Raw genomic sequence first — 15,811 nt, 5'->3', positions numbered from 1 at the left:
GTACCAATTAAAAAAACAGGACGATTTATTTATTCGATTTCTTCTTCAAAAATTGCTCCTTTAATACTTTCCGTTGCTCGACGTGCTTCGCCTTTATGTTGAATTTTATTTAGCTGTTTTTCAAGTTTACCTATAAGATCGTTAATAGCTGTATACATATCTATATTTTTTGCAGATGCGACAAGTGGTGTTCCTTTTGTGGCAATTGTGGCATCTATAATAAATCCATCAGGGTCTTTAGATAATATAAAATGAGGATTGATTAACAGCGCTCTCCATTTATCTAATTTCGAAAATTTATCTTCTAAATAACTACGAATTGATGGAGTAATATCCATTTGTTTACTGGTAATACTTAAAGCCATAATCGACCTCCTTTATAATTTCAAACAACTAAGTTGATATTTTTTAATTTTTCTATTAATACATTGGCAAATTATTTTTATTTCGTCAATAAGAAGTTTATTAATAAAATAAGTTTTTTATGATTTTTAATTTAAAAAAAAGGTTTTATTAATCATGTATTTTATGGTTATAAGAGTATCACACTGCATTTTACTTAGCTTTGCTATATACTGTAAGTAAATACCAATTTCATTTATTTTATAAGATCTTTTAATGAGGAAGATGTGAGCTATTTAGATAATGTTAAAATTATTTTGGTTGAAACGTCCCACACTGGTAATATGGGTTCTGCTGCCAGAGCAATGAAAACCATGGGTTTATCCAACCTTTGTTTAGTCAATCCAGTGATAAAGCCTGATTCACAATCAATATCATTAGCAGCAGGTGCTAGTGATATTATTAAAAATGCAGTAATCTTTTCATCTTTAGAAGAGGCAATAGCTGATTGTTCACTCGTGATAGGTACCAGCGCTCGTCCTCGTACTTTACAATGGCCCAATTTAACACCAAAAGAGTGCGGTGATAAAATCGTTGATGAAGCCGTTAATGCTCAAGTTGCGTTAGTATTTGGTCGAGAACGAGTGGGTTTAACCAACGATGAATTGCAAAAATGCCATTTCCATGTTGGTATTTCAGCTAACCCTCACTACAGTTCTTTAAATTTAGCGATGTCAGTACAAGTACTGTGTTATGAAATTCGTATGTCATTGTTAAACTTTCAAGATAGTTCATCAGAGCAAGGAACTTCAAATACGCATACAACTGAGTACCCTAAAGATATTGATATTGAGCGTTTTTATCAACATTTAGAGAGAACTTTATTGCAAACAGAATTTATCAATGCTAATCACCCAGGGCAAATTATGGGGCGTTTGCGAAGATTGTTTACACGAGCGCGAATTGAACAACAAGAGCTCAATATTTTACGAGGAATTTTAACGTCGATTGATAAAAAGTTGTAATTTTTTAGGAATAAAAATACCCACAAAAGGGTGGGTATTTTTGAACAATAACCGATTATGGTAAGGATAATTTAATGGATTAACTCTTTTTCCGCCAAGTTGTACCATTTGCCCCATCCTCCAACACAATATTCATTGCATTAAGTTTATCACGTGCTTCGTCAGCTTGAGCCCAATTTTTGCTAGCACGGGCTTCGTTACGTTGTTTGATTAATGCTTCGATTAATTCAGCATCGGCATCATCTTGTCGATTTCCTTGTAAAAATTTCACTGGATCTTGTTCAAGTAGGCCTAATACAGCAGCTAAATAACGCAATTCTGCCGCTAATTCGTTGGCGAACGGCATATCGTTATCAGCTTTAGCTTTATTGATTTCTCGAGCTAAGTCAAATAAGGTCGAATAAGCTTCAGGAGTATTGAAGTCATCGTTCATCGCATTACAAAATTGATGGCAATAATTACTCTCTTTTGTTGTATATGGATAATTAGCATCAGTATCACGAAGTGCCGTATAAAGCCGTTCTAAAGCCATTCTAGCTTGTTTTAAATTTTCCTCACTGTAATTAAGCTGACTACGATAGTGACCAGATAATAAAAAGTAACGGACTGTTTCAGCATCATAGTGTTTTAATACATCGCGAATAGTGAAAAAATTATTAAGTGATTTGGACATCTTTTCTTGGTCTATCATTACCATACCTGAATGCATCCAATAATTAACATATTGCCCATCATGAGCACAGGTAGATTGAGCAATTTCATTTTCATGATGAGGGAACATTAAATCTGAACCACCACCATGAATGTCAAAATGATTACCTAATTGAAAACTGTTCATCGCAGAACATTCAATATGCCAACCTGGGCGTCCTTTACCCCATGGTGAATCCCAGTTAGGTTCATTAGGTTTTGACATTTTCCAAAGCACAAAATCCATTGGATTACGTTTAACATCAACCACATCAACACGTGCACCAGCTTGAAGTTGTTCCAAATTTTGACGTGATAAAATACCATAATTAGGATCGCTATCTACTGAAAACATTACATCACCATTATCAGCAATATAAGCGTGATCTTTTGCAATTAATTCTTCTATTAATTGAATAATCTGTGGCATTTGTTGAGTAGCGCGAGGCTCAACATCAGGTCGCTTAATGTTTAGTGCATCAAAATCTGCATACATCTCTTGTAACATGCGTTCAGTGAGTTGTTCACAAGTTTCACCGTTTTCAAGAGCACGTTTTATAATTTTGTCATCCACATCTGTAATGTTACGAACATAAGTCAATTGATAACCTAAAAAGCGCAAATAACGTGTCACAACATCAAATGCGACAAAGGTGCGACCATGTCCAATATGACAAAGGTCATAAATAGTTACACCACAAACATATAATCCAATTTTATTGGGATGAATTGATTTAAAGGTTTCTTTTTCTCGAGTTAATGTATTGAATATTTTTAACATTATAATCTTTAGGTTTAATTTAATGAAGTTTGTTAAATAATATAACAAAAATACGGTTATCGTGAAATTATTTATTAAAATGCTTTTATATACTGTAATTATAAATCCATCATGCAAAATTGGAATAATTATTCATGTTTCGAATGTCTCACTTAAGACATTTATGAAGAGACTACTGAAATAGTAGCTATCTGAAATTTAGCCAAGAAAACGGTTTTGTGCTATATTTATAGATTTACCTATTGTATTTTCATAATATTTTATTGAAATTGATAATGCAATCACCATTTGGATAGTGTCGATATTATCTATTTCATTGCATTTTGAAAAATTTAGTTTTGTTTGCGTGCGTGGATTTTAGAAAGTGATATTTTGGAAATGAGTTAAGTTTACAGAATTATATTGACTGTGATGTCGTCGATAATAATCTCGATTCATTTTTTATAAATCATTGGCGGGAAGTTCCCGCCAATTCTGTATAAAACTGAATATTATTTCATCAGACGGTAGATGTAAATAAGCAATATTGCACCTAACACTGAGATAAATAAACTAGGGAAATTAAATCCTGTCACACTTCCCCATCCAAAAAATGTACTTATGTACCCGCCAACGATGGCACCTGCAATTCCTAATAAAATCGTTTTAATTACTCCCACGCTTCCAAGCGGCATAAAGAACTTTGCAATCCAACCGGCAATTAATCCTAGAATAGCCCAACTTAAAATACCCATAATAATTTCCTTTGTTTGATTAAGTTTAAATTTAGCTTATAAACACAGTTTGAAAATGTATCAAATATTAAAATTAATATATAAGTTTTAATTTTATTGATTACAATTGGTAAATCAAATTTTAACTATATTAATGATTAACGGTCATAAAAATGGAGATAGATGATTTAATATAAAGATTAAAGAACGACTATTTGAATACGTTACATATAATGTTATTCACATAATGCTTTACGATTATTCTATAATTATTTGTAATAAAAGTTAAGGTTTTTTGTTAATTTTTCGATCTTTTAACATGTATCTAATCAATAGTAATATAAATTTATGCATAAGGGAGATCAACACTCCCTTTTTAAGCTTTTATTCGAAAATGGTTTTATGTAAAATTTTTATAATTGCTTCTGCATCATTACTTTTTGATAATAGGCAGAGATTGTGTGTGCTTGCTCCATAACAACAAAGTCTTATAACAAAATCATCTAACACGCCAAATACTTCTTTTGCTATACCTTTTGTCGTAGTTAAATTATTACCAATAATGGCAATGAGAGCTAAATCTTCTTCAACATCTACATGACAAAGAGTTAAAAGCTCATCAAATAATTCTTTGGTTAATAGACTGTTACCATTAGTACAAGTACCTGTTGTATCAATAGTTAAAGCGATACTGACTTCTGATGTGGTAACCAAATCGACGGATATATTATGTTTAGCTAATATAGTAAATACTCTAGCAAGAAATCCTTGAGCATGTAACATATTTAAACTGGTTAAGGTTAACAACGTTTGTTTGCGTCGTAATGCTAGTGCTCTAAACACAGGTAATTTAGATGTGATACTATTCGTATTATAAACAATCGTACCACCATCTTGTGGAGCTTTACTTGAACCAACAAATACAGGGATGTTACTTCGTACTGCTGGCACTAATGTTGCTGGATGTAAAACTTTCGCTCCAAAAGTTGCCATTTCTGCAGCTTCAGCGAAAGATATTTCATCAATTCTTTTTGCCGATGGTGTAATGCGAGGATCATTAGTGTAAATACCTGCAACATCCGTCCAAATATCTATTTGCGTTGCATTTAACGCTTCGCCAAGTAACGCTGCTGTATAATCACTTCCGCCACGACCTAATGTTGTAGTCTTACCTGTACTTTCTGTGCCAATAAAACCTTGAGTAACAATTAGCGCGTTAGTATTTAAGGATTTTAAATGTGCACAGCAAAGCTGTTTGATTTCTTCAATTTTGGGTTGAGCTTTACCGAATTTATCATCGGTTCGCATAACTTTACGTACATCGAACCATATGGCACTTTTTTGTTTTTCTCTTAATACCTCAACAAATAGTTTCGAAGACATAATTTCACCATGACTGACTAACTCATCGGTTAATGCGGGTGAAGTAGCTAAGCTTGCGGCTTCAGATAAAGATGCGATATTGGCAATGATGCGATCAATTTCAGCTCTTAATGTTGGATTTTCAGGGAGTTGTTCTAAAATATTGTATTGGATTGATTGAATTTTGGCTATATGCTGGGCTCGGACATCAGAATCACGACCCTCAGCTAATGCTACTAATAAGTTCGTAATACCTGCAGATGCAGATAATACTACAACTTTTACACATGAGTTAGCGATAACAATATTGGCACTATTTACCATTGCTGAATAATCAGCAACACTAGTACCACCAAACTTAGCAATTACAAATGATGTTTCCATGTATTCCTCATATTAAAAATTTTATTTTTAACAGAGTTAGAGCGAGGGTATGTGCAATTTACCGTTCTTATTTAAAAAGTACAAACCGCGAAGCGCTCCACCTGTTAGGGTGACAACCCAAGGGATTCAGCCCTTGCAGTCGGATTAATTGCTTTCTGGATAATCAATCAAACCTCGGCACTGCATCCCCTCAATCATTTATCATCGATTCCAGTATCTAAAATAATCTACCTGAGCAATGCGCCTCTTCGTTCTCGTAACTTAAGTTACAATTTAATTATCATATAGAATTAACGATTTTACTAAATGTGTCAATAGGTTAAATAGGAAAAATTATTTATTAAAACTTTAATTTCTAGAATAATAGTTATAACTCTTGTTCAAATAATTGAATAATAGTTTGATATAAACTTTTGACCGTACAAGATTTAGTTGGCGTACTGAAAATTGTATCATCTCCAGCAATAGAACCTAAAATACCTTCTGATTTACCAATTGAATCAAGTAATCGGGCAATAAGCTGTGCAGCCCCAGGACTAGTACGAATTACCACCATTGAGCTATTATAATCAATATCAACAACCAAATTTTTTAATGGGCTACTGGCTGTAGGAACACTCATTTCAGCAGGTAAGCAATAGACCATTTCTGATTTTGCGTTACGTGTTCTAACCGCCCCAAATTTGGTTAACATTCGTGAAACCTTGGATTGATTAATGTTATCAAACCCTTGTTCTTGTAAAGCTTGTACAATGCTTATTTGAGAACTAAATTTTTCTTGTAAAAGCATTTCTTTAAAAGCTTTAGTCAGATCATCTTGTTTCATATTTTTCCTTTGGAATTAATTTATTGCTGTTTAAGCTTAAAATAGCAATAACTTAATATTGCTGAATATATCGGTATAAAAGAATAAGTTTTATAAACATTTTTGAAATCATTTAAATATCAAACATTAAGTTATAAAATTTACATTCTATAAACATAATTATGCATAAGATTTGCATAAAATCAAATATTCGATTTGTTGCTGCTTTTAGGGCGAAAAGATTTTACTATTTGCTCATGCGTTTCTATGTAAGGTCCTTCTAATAATTCTAAACAATAAGGAACGCTGGCAAAAATACCATTAACAATTATTTTTCCTTCACTATTTTTTACACCCTCAAGCGTTTCTTTTATCGATTTTGGTCTGCCAGGTAAGTTTAAAATTAAACATTTTTTTCGAATAACACCAACTTGTCTGGAAAGAATAGCGGTAGGTACAAAATGTAAGCTGATTTGACGCATCTGTTCACCAAATCCTGGCATTACCCGATCGGCTATTGCTAAAGTAGCATCAGGGGTGACATCTCTAATGGCAGGTCCTGTACCGCCAGTGGTTAGAATCAAATCACAATGTAATTGGTCAACAAATTCGCATAATGTTTGTTCAATAATAGATATTTCATCTGGAATTATTCGATTTTCGGTAATAAATGGAGTTTTCAATGCTGTTTGTAACCAAGATATTAATGATGGAATACCTTCATCGTCATAGATACCCTTTGTAGCTCTATCAGACACAGAAACTAAACCAATTTTAAACATAATACTTATTCCTTAGGTGATTTTTTATCGCTATGAATCAAAATTAAGGCCACATCAAAATACTGCTAATGGCTTCTTAAAGTTAATGTACGCTAAAGCTGAAAATTATAACTCATTTATATCAAAATAAAGAAAACTAAAAATACCTTTACAACAGTTCATTAAGTTGTCAATATTGCAGCTCATTAATAATTGAGTTTATATAATTTCAATCATAACTTATTCAATTAGGATTTTATCATGTCGTCTATTCCTGCGCTTGAATTAGTCGCACTTAAAAAAATTTATAAAAATGGTGTAGAAGCCTTAAAAGGTATTGATTTAACGGTTAAGGCAGGTGATTTTTATGCATTGCTTGGTCCAAACGGTGCCGGGAAATCAACAACTATTGGCATAATAAGCTCATTGGTAACCAAAACCTCGGGTAAAGTGCGAATTTTTGGTTACGATTTAGATACCGATATTGTCAATGCTAAAAGGCAATTAGGCTTGGTACCACAAGAATTTAATTTTAACCAATTTGAAGAAGTGATTCAGATCATCACTAATCAAGGAGGCTATTATGGTCTACCGCGTAAATTGGCCTTAGAACGAGCAGAAAAATACCTGCGAATTTTAGATTTATGGGATAAACGCCACAGTCGAGCGTGCATGTTATCAGGTGGTATGAAAAGACGTTTAATGATTGCAAGAGCACTAGTTCATGAACCCAAATTATTAATTCTTGATGAACCAACAGCAGGGGTTGATATTGAGTTACGACGTTCCATGTGGGATTTTTTACGTGAAATCAATCATGAAGGTATTACGATTATTTTAACTACCCATTATTTAGAAGAAGCGGAAATGCTATGTCGTAATATTGGCATAATTCAAAATGGTCAATTGATTGCGAATTCTTCTATGCGTCAATTATTAGCTAATAGCCAATCTGAAACTATTATTATCGATTATGTACCAACAAGTGAATCAATAGTTTTAACAGATTATAATTATACAAATGTTGATACAGGAATGCTAGAAGTTAAGGTTGATAAACAACGTGGTTTAAATCAGTTGTTTGAGCAACTCAATCATCAAAATGTTAAAGTGATTAGCATGCGAAATAAAACTAATCGATTAGAAGAACTATTTGTTGATTTGTTACGCAACAATAATTCAGAAGGAAGTGATAATGTGTAATTTATATTGGATAGCTTTAAAAAGTATTTGGCGTAAAGAGGTGACACGATTTTTAAGAATTTGGTTGCAAACGTTGATCCCACCTATTATCACTATGTCACTTTATTTTATTATCTTTGGTAATCTAATTGGTTCACGTGTGGGGGATATGGGTGGTTTTAGCTATATGTCATTTATCGTTCCTGGTTTAATTATGATGTCTGTAATTACAAACTCTTATACCAATGTCTGTTCTTCTTTTTTTAGCGCCAAATTTCAACGTAATATTGAGGAATTATTAGTTGCACCAGTACCAACGCATATTTTGATTTGGGGATATGTTGGTGGAGGTGTGATGCGTGGTATTTTAACAGGTATTTTAGTAACGATGGTATCGTTATTTTTTGTTCATTTTGAAGTTCATTCTTGGCCCTTTGTTATTTGTACTTTGCTATTAACTTCGATTTTGTTTTCATTAGCAGGATTATTAAATGCTGTATTTGCAAAAACTTTTGACGATATCAGTATTATTCCAACATTTGTATTAACACCATTAACTTATCTTGGAGGAGTATTTTACTCAATAACCATGCTACCAACTTTCTGGCAATGGGTATCAAAACTAAATCCAATCGTTTATATGATTAATGGTTTTCGTTATGGTTTTTTAGGTGTAACTGACGTATCACTATGGATCACATTTTCAATGTTAATTTTGTTTGTTTCTGTACTATATGTAATTGCATGGCGACTTATTGAAAGTGGGCGAGGGTTAAGAAGTTAAAAATAACTAAATAACAGAATAACCGCCGAATGATATCGGCGGAAAATAATTATTTGGCGCCAGTAACGGCTTCTTTTGCCATTTGAGTAATTTTATCAAAATCACCATTAGAAATAGCATCGGTTGGAATAAACCAAGTCCCACCAACACAAAGTACATTACTAAGTGCAAGATAATCTCGATAATTTTTAGGATTTACACCGCCAGTAGGGCAAAACTTCATATATCCACAAGGACCAGAAAAAGCTTTTAATGCAGCGACGCCACCATTAATTTCTGCTGGAAAAAATTTTAATGCTGTTAAGCCATATTCTTGGGCTGTTAATAACTCAGAAATGGTCGCAATACCAGGAATTACTGGAACAGGTCCTTCAACTGCAGCTTTTAAAATGGCATCAGTTATGCCTGGAGTAATCACAAATTCAACTCCAGCTTCTGTAACTTGTTTAAGTTGTTCAACACTTGTTACTGTACCTGCACCAACCACTGCTTCTGGAACTTCTTTAATGATTTTTTTGATTGCTTCAAGCGCACATTCTGTTCGTAATGTAACTTCAAGAACTTTAACACCGCCATTAATTAACGCTTTTGCCAGTGGCACGGCATCTTCAATTCGTTCAATAACAATAACAGGAACAACAGGCCCTATGGTTAAAATTTCTTCAGCACTTCTTTTCCAGTTTTTCATTTGTTTCTATCCATATTTAATAAATAGCAATAATCCCTAAATGATAGGGATTATTTTGTTATTCGTAAATGCCTAATTTCTTCTCTAAATAATGAATATTTGTTCCTCCTTTTTGGAAGTCTTTATCATTCATAATTTCAATGTGAAGATCTATATTTGTTTTAATACCATCAATCACTAGTTCTGCTAATGCATTTTTCATTCGTGCAATAGCAACTTCACGAGTTTCACCATACGCAATTAGCTTACCAATCATTGAATCATAGTAAGGCGGTACTGTGTAACCCGCATAAATGTGTGATTCCCAACGAATACCAAAACCACCTGGCGCATGGAAGCGAGTAATTTTACCTGGTGAAGGCATAAATGTTTTAGGGTCTTCGGCATTTATACGGCATTCAATGGCATGACCTTTGATTTCAATATCACTTTGTTGGATAGAAAGAGGTTTGCCTGCGGCAATTAAGATCTGTTCTCTAATCAGATCTACACCTGTTATCATTTCGGTAACTGGATGTTCAACCTGAATACGCGTATTCATTTCAATGAAATAAAATTCACCATTTTCAAATAAGAATTCAAATGTTCCTGCGCCACGATAACCGATTTCAATGCACGCATTAACACAGCGCTCACCAATGAATTTGCGCATTTTCGGGGTAATGCCAACTGCCGGTGCTTCTTCAACTACTTTTTGGTGACGTCTTTGCATTGAACAATCACGTTCACCTAAATAAATAGCATGGCCTTGACCATCAGAAAGCACTTGAATCTCAATATGACGAGGGTTTTCGAGGAACTTTTCCATATAGACCATGTCGTTATTGAAAGCGGTTTTTGCTTCTAATTTGGTCATTTTTATTGCTTGTTCAAGATCTTTTTCTTCTCGAACAATACGCATACCACGACCACCGCCACCACCGGACGCTTTGATAATAACCGGATAGCCGATTTGTTTGGCGATCTGCTTATTATTTTCAATATCATTGCTCAAAGGTCCATCAGAGCCAGGCACACAAGGTACGCCAGCTTTTTTCATGGCATGAATTGCTGACACTTTATCACCCATTAAACGAATGGTATCAGGCTTTGGTCCAACAAAAACAAATCCAGAACGTTCTACTTGCTCAGCGAAGTCTGCGTTTTCTGATAAAAAACCATATCCAGGATGAATTGCTGCTGCACCTGTAACTTCAGCGGCAGAAATTAATGCAGGAATATTGAGGTAACTTTTAGCGGAAGCTGCTGGACCTATACAGACAGTTTCGTCTGCAAGTAATACATGTTTTAAATCTTTATCTGCCGAGGAATGAACAGCGACAGTTTTAATTCCAAGTTCTTTACATGCTCGTAGGATACGTAGAGCAATTTCTCCACGGTTAGCAATAAGAATTTTATCAAGCATATTCGATCTCTTAATCTTATAAATAAGTTAATATTATTCAATGATGAATAGTGGCTGATCAAATTCAACTGGTTGACCATTTTCAACTAAAATAGCTTTAATTGTGCCTGCTTTTTCAGATTCAATTTGGTTCATCATTTTCATCGCTTCAACGATACAAAGTACATCACCGACATTGACAGTTTGACCAACTTCTACAAAAGCTTTCGATTCTGGGCTTGGCGTGCGATAAAACGTTCCAACCATTGGCGATTTTATAGTAGTACCTGCCGGAGCGGGAGTAATAGGATCCGTTTCAGCTACACTTTCACTTGCTGAGCTAGGAGCTACAACAACTGGGGCAGCTTGAGGGATTTGAATGTTTTGTATTGGCGCTGAATAGTTTGCTGTAGGTATTGATCGACTAATTCGAACTGATTCTTCACCTTCAGAAATTTCAATTTCTGAAATACCTGACTCTTCAACTAATTCAATTAATTTTTTAATTTTGCGTATATCCATGAATTACACCGTGTTTATTTGATATAAGTAACAATTATTTAATGCATCCTTAATATCTCAAAAGTAATCTTTTAAAGTGATAATAAGGCAGTAACTCAACATTAACGCGGAAGCATACACTGTAAATTAGATTTTGTCATTATATATCTTTCCTTTACAAACTGTTATTATACTATTTTCTAGGTATTATTTTAGAATTGCGATACAATAGAAAAACCTAATTGTTATTGAAGCAAACAGGTTTTAAAAAATAATCTAGAATACTATTTTATACGATATAAAATTAAAATTAAGTATTTTATTCTATGGTTTGCTTCAAGTACTCACTAACACTTAAACAAGATTATTTCTAGGAAGAGTTTTTATTATGTTCAAAAAAGTTCGTGGCTTGTTTTCAAATGATCTATCGATTGATTTAGGTACAGCTAACACCCTTATTTATGTAAAAGGTCAAGGTATTGTACTAAACGAACCTTCAGTTGTCGCCATCCGTCAAGATCGCACAGGCACACCTAAAAGTGTCGCTGCTGTTGGGCAGGCTGCGAAACAGATGTTAGGACGTACTCCAGGTAATATTGCTGCTATTAGACCGATGAAAGATGGCGTAATCGCTGACTTTTCTGTAACTGAAAAGATGTTACAGTATTTTATCCGTCAAGTGCATAGCCACAGTTTTTTAAGACCAAGTCCTCGTGTATTAGTTTGTGTACCAGTTGGTGCAACACAAGTCGAGCGTCGTGCTATTCGTGAGTCAGCATTGGGCGCAGGTGCCCGTGAGGTTTATTTAATTGAAGAGCCGATGGCTGCAGCTATTGGTGCGGATTTACCTGTTTCATCGCCAACAGGTTCAATGGTCGTTGATATTGGTGGTGGTACCACTGAAGTTGCCGTTATTTCGTTAAATGGTGTTGTCTATTCGGCATCGGCAAGAATCGGTGGTGACCGTTTTGATGAAGCAATTATCAATTATGTTCGTCGAAATTATGGTGCATTAATTGGTGAGGCGACCGCTGAACGAATTAAACATGTTATTGGCAGTGCCTATCCTGGAGATGAAGTTCTTGAAATTGAAGTTCGTGGTCGAAATCTTGCTGAAGGTGTGCCTCGTAGTTTTACTTTAAATTCTAATGAGATTTTAGAAGCGCTTCAAGAACCACTTAGTGGTATCGTTAGTGCTGTTAAAGTTGCGTTAGAACAATGTCCACCTGAACTGGCTTCGGATATTTCCGAACATGGAATGGTATTAACTGGTGGCGGTGCTCTATTACGTAATATTGATAAATTATTATCGGCTGAAACGGGTATTCATGTAGTTGTCGCCGAAGACCCTCTTACATGTGTAGCAAGAGGTGGTGGTAAAGCTCTCGATATGGTTGATATGGAGGGAGGAGATCTCTTTAGTGAAGAGTAATTATTATTTACTTATTGATTAATTTCATATTTATGAAGTCGATGGTCAATAAACATCTCATTTTTTCCGCCGACATAGTCGGCGGAGTCATATCTTGAATTAATTAGATTTTAAGCATATAACAGGTAAGCACTGGATAATGAAATTACTTTTTTCTAAACGTTCTCCTCTTAGTGTGCAATTATTTATATCTTTACTATTATCTTTTATATTAATAGTATTAGATTTAAATTATCGTCCGTTTAAAGAAGTTCGTTACTATTTAGATACAATGATTTCGCCATTGTATTATATTTCAAATGCGCCAAAAGCGACGTATGACACACTGTATGAGATGTCAAAGACACGCGAAGTGTTAGAAAAAGAAAATGCAAATCTAAATAATATATTGCTTGAAAAAAAGACAGATTTATTATTGCTTGAGCATCTTAGACATGAAAATGATCGATTAAGAGAATTACTCGGATCGCCTTTAAGACATGATGAACATAAAATGGCAGCTCAAGTCATATTAGCTGATACTGACCCTTATGTTTATCAAGTTGTTATCAATAAAGGTAAAAAAGAGGGTGTTTACATTGGTCAACCTGTAGTTGATGATAAAGGTATTGTTGGGCAAATTTATGAAACAGCTCAAAATACTAGCCGAGCAATTTTAGTTTGTGATTATCAACATGCAATACCTGTACAAATATTAAGAAACGATATTTCTATGGTGGCAGTTGGTAACGGATGCAGTAATGATTTAACACTCGATTTTTTACCAAATAATGTTGATATTAAAGTTGGTGACATATTAGTAACTTCTGGATTAGACGGTCGTTTTCCTGAAGGTTATCCTGTCGCAATAGTCAGTTCAGTTAAACTTGATATTAGCGATTCAACTCCAGTTATTTCAGCAACGCCGACAGCCGATTTAAAACGTTTACGTTATTTATTATTACTATGGGGAGATCAAGGAGTAAAGCATGAGGGCTCGTAATAGCATATTAATTATTTGGTTCACTTTGTTAATAGGCTTATTTTTTCAAATTATACCTTGGTCACCATCATATGATATGTTTAAACCACATTTATTTTTATTAATAATCGCTTATTGGTTAATTACTATGCCATATCAGATTGGTATAGGTACAGCATTTGTGTTTGGTTTAATAATAGATTTATGTTCAGGGACAATATTAGGTGTTCATGCCTTCATTTATTCTTTAATTGCTTATTTACTCGTATTTAAATACCAATTGCTGAGTAATTTAGCTTTATGGCAACAGGCTTTTATCTTATTTGGTATTTCGGTTTGTTATAATGCATTAATATTTATATTTCAGGTAAGTATTTATCATACAATTACTATGTCACCATATATATTATTATCAAGTTGCGTTGATGGTTTTTTATGGATATGGATATATTTGCTAATGCAAAGAATAAAACAAAACTTTGCGATTAATTAGGGGAATATTTCTGTATGTCAGTTGAATTATTAATGAATGTCACTCCATCCGAAACGCGAGTTGCTTATATTGAAGATGGTGTATTACAAGAAATTCATGTTGATCGTGAATCTCGTCGAGGCATTGTCGGTAATATCTATAAAGGAAAAATTATTCGTATTTTGCCTGGTATGCAGGCAGCATTTGTCGATATCGGTCTTGAAAAAGCTGCATTTTTGCATGCATCAGATATCATGCCTCATACTGAATGTGTTTCGGATTCAGAGCAAGAGCAATTTCAAGTAAAAGACATTTCTGAACTTGTCCGTCAAGGACAAGATTTAATGGTACAAGTAGTTAAAGATCCTTTAGGAACTAAAGGTGCTCGTCTTACAACCGATATTACTTTACCGTCACGTTATTTAGTATTGATGCCAGGTCAAAATTCCGCTCATGTTGCTACTTCTCAACGTATTGAAAGTGAAGAAGAACGCCAAAGATTAAGAGATATTGTTGAACAATTCGTAACTCCAGATGGTGGTTTTATTGTTAGAACTGCCGCAGAAGGTGCAAACGCTCATGAGCTTGAGCAAGATGCAAATTTTTTAAAACGGTTATGGAGTAAAATTCAAGAACGAATGGCTCGTCCTACCAGCAAAAATTTAGTTTATGGTGAGTTAGCTTTATCGCAACGCGTGTTAAGGGACTTTGTCGGTGATCCAATTGAGCGTATTTTAGTCGACTCTAAATTAACTTACGATCTTTTAGTCGATTTCACTCAAGAGTTTATGCCAGAAGTGACCAATAAACTCTTTCATTATCGTGGTAACATTCCGATATTCGATCTATATGATACTGAAAATGAAATTCAGAGAGCATTAGATCGCAAAGTTAAACTAAAATCTGGTGGTTATTTAATTATTGACCAAACCGAAGCCATGACAACAATTGATATTAATACTGGTGCATTTGTTGGTCATCGAAATTTAGAAGAGACAATTTTTAATACCAATATAGAAGCAACCATCGCTATTGCTCGTCAATTACGATTACGCAATTTAGGAGGTATTATTATTATTGATTTTATCGATATGCAAGAAAATGTACATCAAGAACGTGTATTACAATCATTGCAGGATTTTTTATCAAAAGATCGAGCTAGAACGACGATTAATTCATTTTCAACATTGGGATTAGTTGAAATGACACGTAAACGAACTCGAGAAAGTATTGGACATATTTTGTGTGAAGAATGTCCTGCTTGTAAGGGTAGAGGGATGGTTAAATCAGTTGAAACTGTTTGCAATGAAATTTTACGTGAAATTGTTAGAGTGTATAAAGCTCATCGTTCTGAATATTTTTTAGTTTATGCGTCATCTGCTGTTGCTAATGCTTTAACTATTGATGAGTCACATGCACTTGCAGAAGTTGAAGTCTTTGTTGGTAAAAGAGTTGAAGTAAAAATTGAACCACTTTATATTCAAGAACAATATGATGTGGTACTAATGTAAAACAGTAATGTGTTAAAAAGTTTCAGGTTAACT

General features: G+C 34.1%; 16 protein-coding genes and 1 riboswitch. Of the genes, 7 read left to right on the top strand and 9 right to left on the bottom strand.

What is annotated here, in order from left to right; all coding sequences use genetic code 11:
* Positions 1 to 29 precede the first annotated feature (29 nt).
* Positions 30 to 365 carry a ribosome-associated translation inhibitor RaiA gene (raiA, locus tag J4T76_RS02035; protein ID WP_267339459.1) on the bottom strand — a complete coding sequence of 112 codons (336 nt, stop codon included), beginning with the start codon at positions 363 to 365 and terminating at the stop codon, positions 30 to 32.
* Positions 366 to 686: 321 nt separating this feature from the next.
* On the opposite strand from raiA, the gene trmJ reads away from it, so the two are divergent.
* A complete protein-coding gene (gene trmJ / locus J4T76_RS02030) occupies positions 687 to 1,367 on the top strand; it encodes a tRNA (cytosine(32)/uridine(32)-2'-O)-methyltransferase TrmJ (RefSeq protein WP_443135234.1) in 681 nt (226 codons plus the stop codon).
* A 79-nt stretch (positions 1,368 to 1,446) separates the two neighbouring features.
* Here trmJ and cysS read toward each other — a convergent pair whose 3' ends face one another.
* The 5 genes from cysS to mog form a co-directional block, all read right to left on the bottom strand.
* Entirely contained in the window at positions 1,447 to 2,838 is a 1,392-nt protein-coding gene (cysS, locus tag J4T76_RS02025; protein ID WP_267339457.1) for a cysteine--tRNA ligase, read from the bottom strand.
* A 491-nt stretch (positions 2,839 to 3,329) separates the two neighbouring features.
* Positions 3,330 to 3,572, bottom strand: a complete 243-nt coding sequence (locus J4T76_RS02020; protein WP_267339456.1) for a GlsB/YeaQ/YmgE family stress response membrane protein — start codon at positions 3,570 to 3,572, stop codon at positions 3,330 to 3,332.
* A gap of 363 nt (positions 3,573 to 3,935) precedes the next feature.
* Positions 3,936 to 5,297, bottom strand: coding sequence for a lysine-sensitive aspartokinase 3 (gene lysC / locus J4T76_RS02015; protein ID WP_267354451.1), 1,362 nt, complete (start codon positions 5,295 to 5,297; stop codon positions 3,936 to 3,938).
* Positions 5,298 to 5,379: 82 nt separating this feature from the next.
* A riboswitch (Lysine riboswitch) is annotated at positions 5,380 to 5,554 on the bottom strand.
* 110 nt (positions 5,555 to 5,664) lie between these two features.
* Positions 5,665 to 6,123 carry a transcriptional regulator ArgR gene (gene argR, locus J4T76_RS02010; RefSeq protein ID WP_267339454.1) on the bottom strand — a complete coding sequence of 153 codons (459 nt, stop codon included), beginning with the start codon at positions 6,121 to 6,123 and terminating at the stop codon, positions 5,665 to 5,667.
* A 182-nt stretch (positions 6,124 to 6,305) separates the two neighbouring features.
* Positions 6,306 to 6,884 (bottom strand): molybdopterin adenylyltransferase, encoded by a 579-nt coding sequence (gene mog / locus J4T76_RS02005; RefSeq protein WP_267345230.1) that lies wholly within the window; start codon positions 6,882 to 6,884, stop codon positions 6,306 to 6,308.
* 240 nt (positions 6,885 to 7,124) lie between these two features.
* Here mog and J4T76_RS02000 point away from each other — a divergent pair, with 240 nt between their 5' ends.
* Complete coding sequence (locus J4T76_RS02000; protein WP_267345232.1) at positions 7,125 to 8,066, top strand: ABC transporter ATP-binding protein; 942 nt, start codon at positions 7,125 to 7,127, stop codon at positions 8,064 to 8,066.
* A complete protein-coding gene (locus tag J4T76_RS01995; protein ID WP_267339451.1) occupies positions 8,059 to 8,829 on the top strand; it encodes an ABC transporter permease in 771 nt (256 codons plus the stop codon). The genes J4T76_RS02000 and J4T76_RS01995 overlap by 8 nt, the downstream gene beginning before the upstream one ends.
* A 49-nt stretch (positions 8,830 to 8,878) precedes the next feature.
* Here J4T76_RS01995 and J4T76_RS01990 read toward each other — a convergent pair whose 3' ends face one another.
* The 3 genes from J4T76_RS01990 to accB are packed head-to-tail and all read right to left on the bottom strand — an operon-like array spanning position 8,879 to position 11,423.
* On the bottom strand, positions 8,879 to 9,517 hold the full coding sequence (locus tag J4T76_RS01990) for a bifunctional 4-hydroxy-2-oxoglutarate aldolase/2-dehydro-3-deoxy-phosphogluconate aldolase (protein ID WP_267339450.1): 639 nt from the start codon (positions 9,515 to 9,517) through the stop codon (positions 8,879 to 8,881).
* A gap of 58 nt (positions 9,518 to 9,575) precedes the next feature.
* A complete protein-coding gene (gene accC, locus J4T76_RS01985) occupies positions 9,576 to 10,922 on the bottom strand; it encodes an acetyl-CoA carboxylase biotin carboxylase subunit (protein ID WP_267339449.1) in 1,347 nt (448 codons plus the stop codon).
* Between the two features lie 33 nt (positions 10,923 to 10,955).
* A complete protein-coding gene (gene accB, locus J4T76_RS01980) occupies positions 10,956 to 11,423 on the bottom strand; it encodes an acetyl-CoA carboxylase biotin carboxyl carrier protein (protein WP_267339448.1) in 468 nt (155 codons plus the stop codon).
* A 367-nt stretch (positions 11,424 to 11,790) separates the two neighbouring features.
* Between accB and J4T76_RS01975 the strand changes: the two genes are divergently transcribed.
* The 4 genes from J4T76_RS01975 to rng all read left to right on the top strand — a co-directional run bounded on the left by J4T76_RS01975 (position 11,791) and on the right by rng (position 15,778).
* On the top strand, positions 11,791 to 12,834 hold the full coding sequence (locus J4T76_RS01975) for a rod shape-determining protein (RefSeq protein WP_025316140.1): 1,044 nt from the start codon (positions 11,791 to 11,793) through the stop codon (positions 12,832 to 12,834).
* Positions 12,835 to 12,973: 139 nt separating this feature from the next.
* On the top strand, positions 12,974 to 13,816 hold the full coding sequence (gene mreC / locus J4T76_RS01970; protein ID WP_267339447.1) for a rod shape-determining protein MreC: 843 nt from the start codon (positions 12,974 to 12,976) through the stop codon (positions 13,814 to 13,816).
* Entirely contained in the window at positions 13,803 to 14,288 is a 486-nt protein-coding gene (mreD, locus tag J4T76_RS01965) for a rod shape-determining protein MreD (RefSeq protein ID WP_267339446.1), read from the top strand. Before mreC ends, mreD begins: the two co-directional genes overlap by 14 nt.
* A gap of 14 nt (positions 14,289 to 14,302) precedes the next feature.
* Positions 14,303 to 15,778 (top strand): ribonuclease G, encoded by a 1,476-nt coding sequence (gene rng, locus J4T76_RS01960; protein WP_267339445.1) that lies wholly within the window; start codon positions 14,303 to 14,305, stop codon positions 15,776 to 15,778.
* The last annotated feature ends 33 nt before the right edge of the window (positions 15,779 to 15,811 follow it).

The sequence above is a fragment of the Gilliamella sp. B3022 genome, from assembly GCF_028751545.1.
Lineage (GTDB): Bacteria > Pseudomonadota > Gammaproteobacteria > Enterobacterales > Orbaceae > Gilliamella.
Note: the sequence above shows the minus strand (reverse complement) of the source record. Positions and strands in the feature narration are given on the sequence as shown.

Bases quoted from the DNA above. Each gene is read 5' to 3' on its own strand.
- raiA (WP_267339459.1), bottom strand. From the start codon at position 365: ATGGCTTTAAGTATTACCAGTAAACAAATGGATATTACTCCATCAATT.
- trmJ (WP_443135234.1), top strand. From the start codon at position 687: ATGGGTTCTGCTGCCAGAGCAATGAAAACCATGGGTTTATCCAACCTT.
- cysS (WP_267339457.1), bottom strand. From the start codon at position 2,838: ATGTTAAAAATATTCAATACATTAACTCGAGAAAAAGAAACCTTTAAA.
- J4T76_RS02020 (WP_267339456.1), bottom strand. From the start codon at position 3,572: ATGGGTATTTTAAGTTGGGCTATTCTAGGATTAATTGCCGGTTGGATT.
- lysC (WP_267354451.1), bottom strand. From the start codon at position 5,297: ATGGAAACATCATTTGTAATTGCTAAGTTTGGTGGTACTAGTGTTGCT.
- argR (WP_267339454.1), bottom strand. From the start codon at position 6,123: ATGAAACAAGATGATCTGACTAAAGCTTTTAAAGAAATGCTTTTACAA.
- mog (WP_267345230.1), bottom strand. From the start codon at position 6,884: ATGTTTAAAATTGGTTTAGTTTCTGTGTCTGATAGAGCTACAAAGGGT.
- J4T76_RS02000 (WP_267345232.1), top strand. From the start codon at position 7,125: ATGTCGTCTATTCCTGCGCTTGAATTAGTCGCACTTAAAAAAATTTAT.
- J4T76_RS01995 (WP_267339451.1), top strand. From the start codon at position 8,059: ATGTGTAATTTATATTGGATAGCTTTAAAAAGTATTTGGCGTAAAGAG.
- J4T76_RS01990 (WP_267339450.1), bottom strand. From the start codon at position 9,517: ATGAAAAACTGGAAAAGAAGTGCTGAAGAAATTTTAACCATAGGGCCT.
- accC (WP_267339449.1), bottom strand. From the start codon at position 10,922: ATGCTTGATAAAATTCTTATTGCTAACCGTGGAGAAATTGCTCTACGT.
- accB (WP_267339448.1), bottom strand. From the start codon at position 11,423: ATGGATATACGCAAAATTAAAAAATTAATTGAATTAGTTGAAGAGTCA.
- J4T76_RS01975 (WP_025316140.1), top strand. From the start codon at position 11,791: ATGTTCAAAAAAGTTCGTGGCTTGTTTTCAAATGATCTATCGATTGAT.
- mreC (WP_267339447.1), top strand. From the start codon at position 12,974: ATGAAATTACTTTTTTCTAAACGTTCTCCTCTTAGTGTGCAATTATTT.
- mreD (WP_267339446.1), top strand. From the start codon at position 13,803: ATGAGGGCTCGTAATAGCATATTAATTATTTGGTTCACTTTGTTAATA.
- rng (WP_267339445.1), top strand. From the start codon at position 14,303: ATGTCAGTTGAATTATTAATGAATGTCACTCCATCCGAAACGCGAGTT.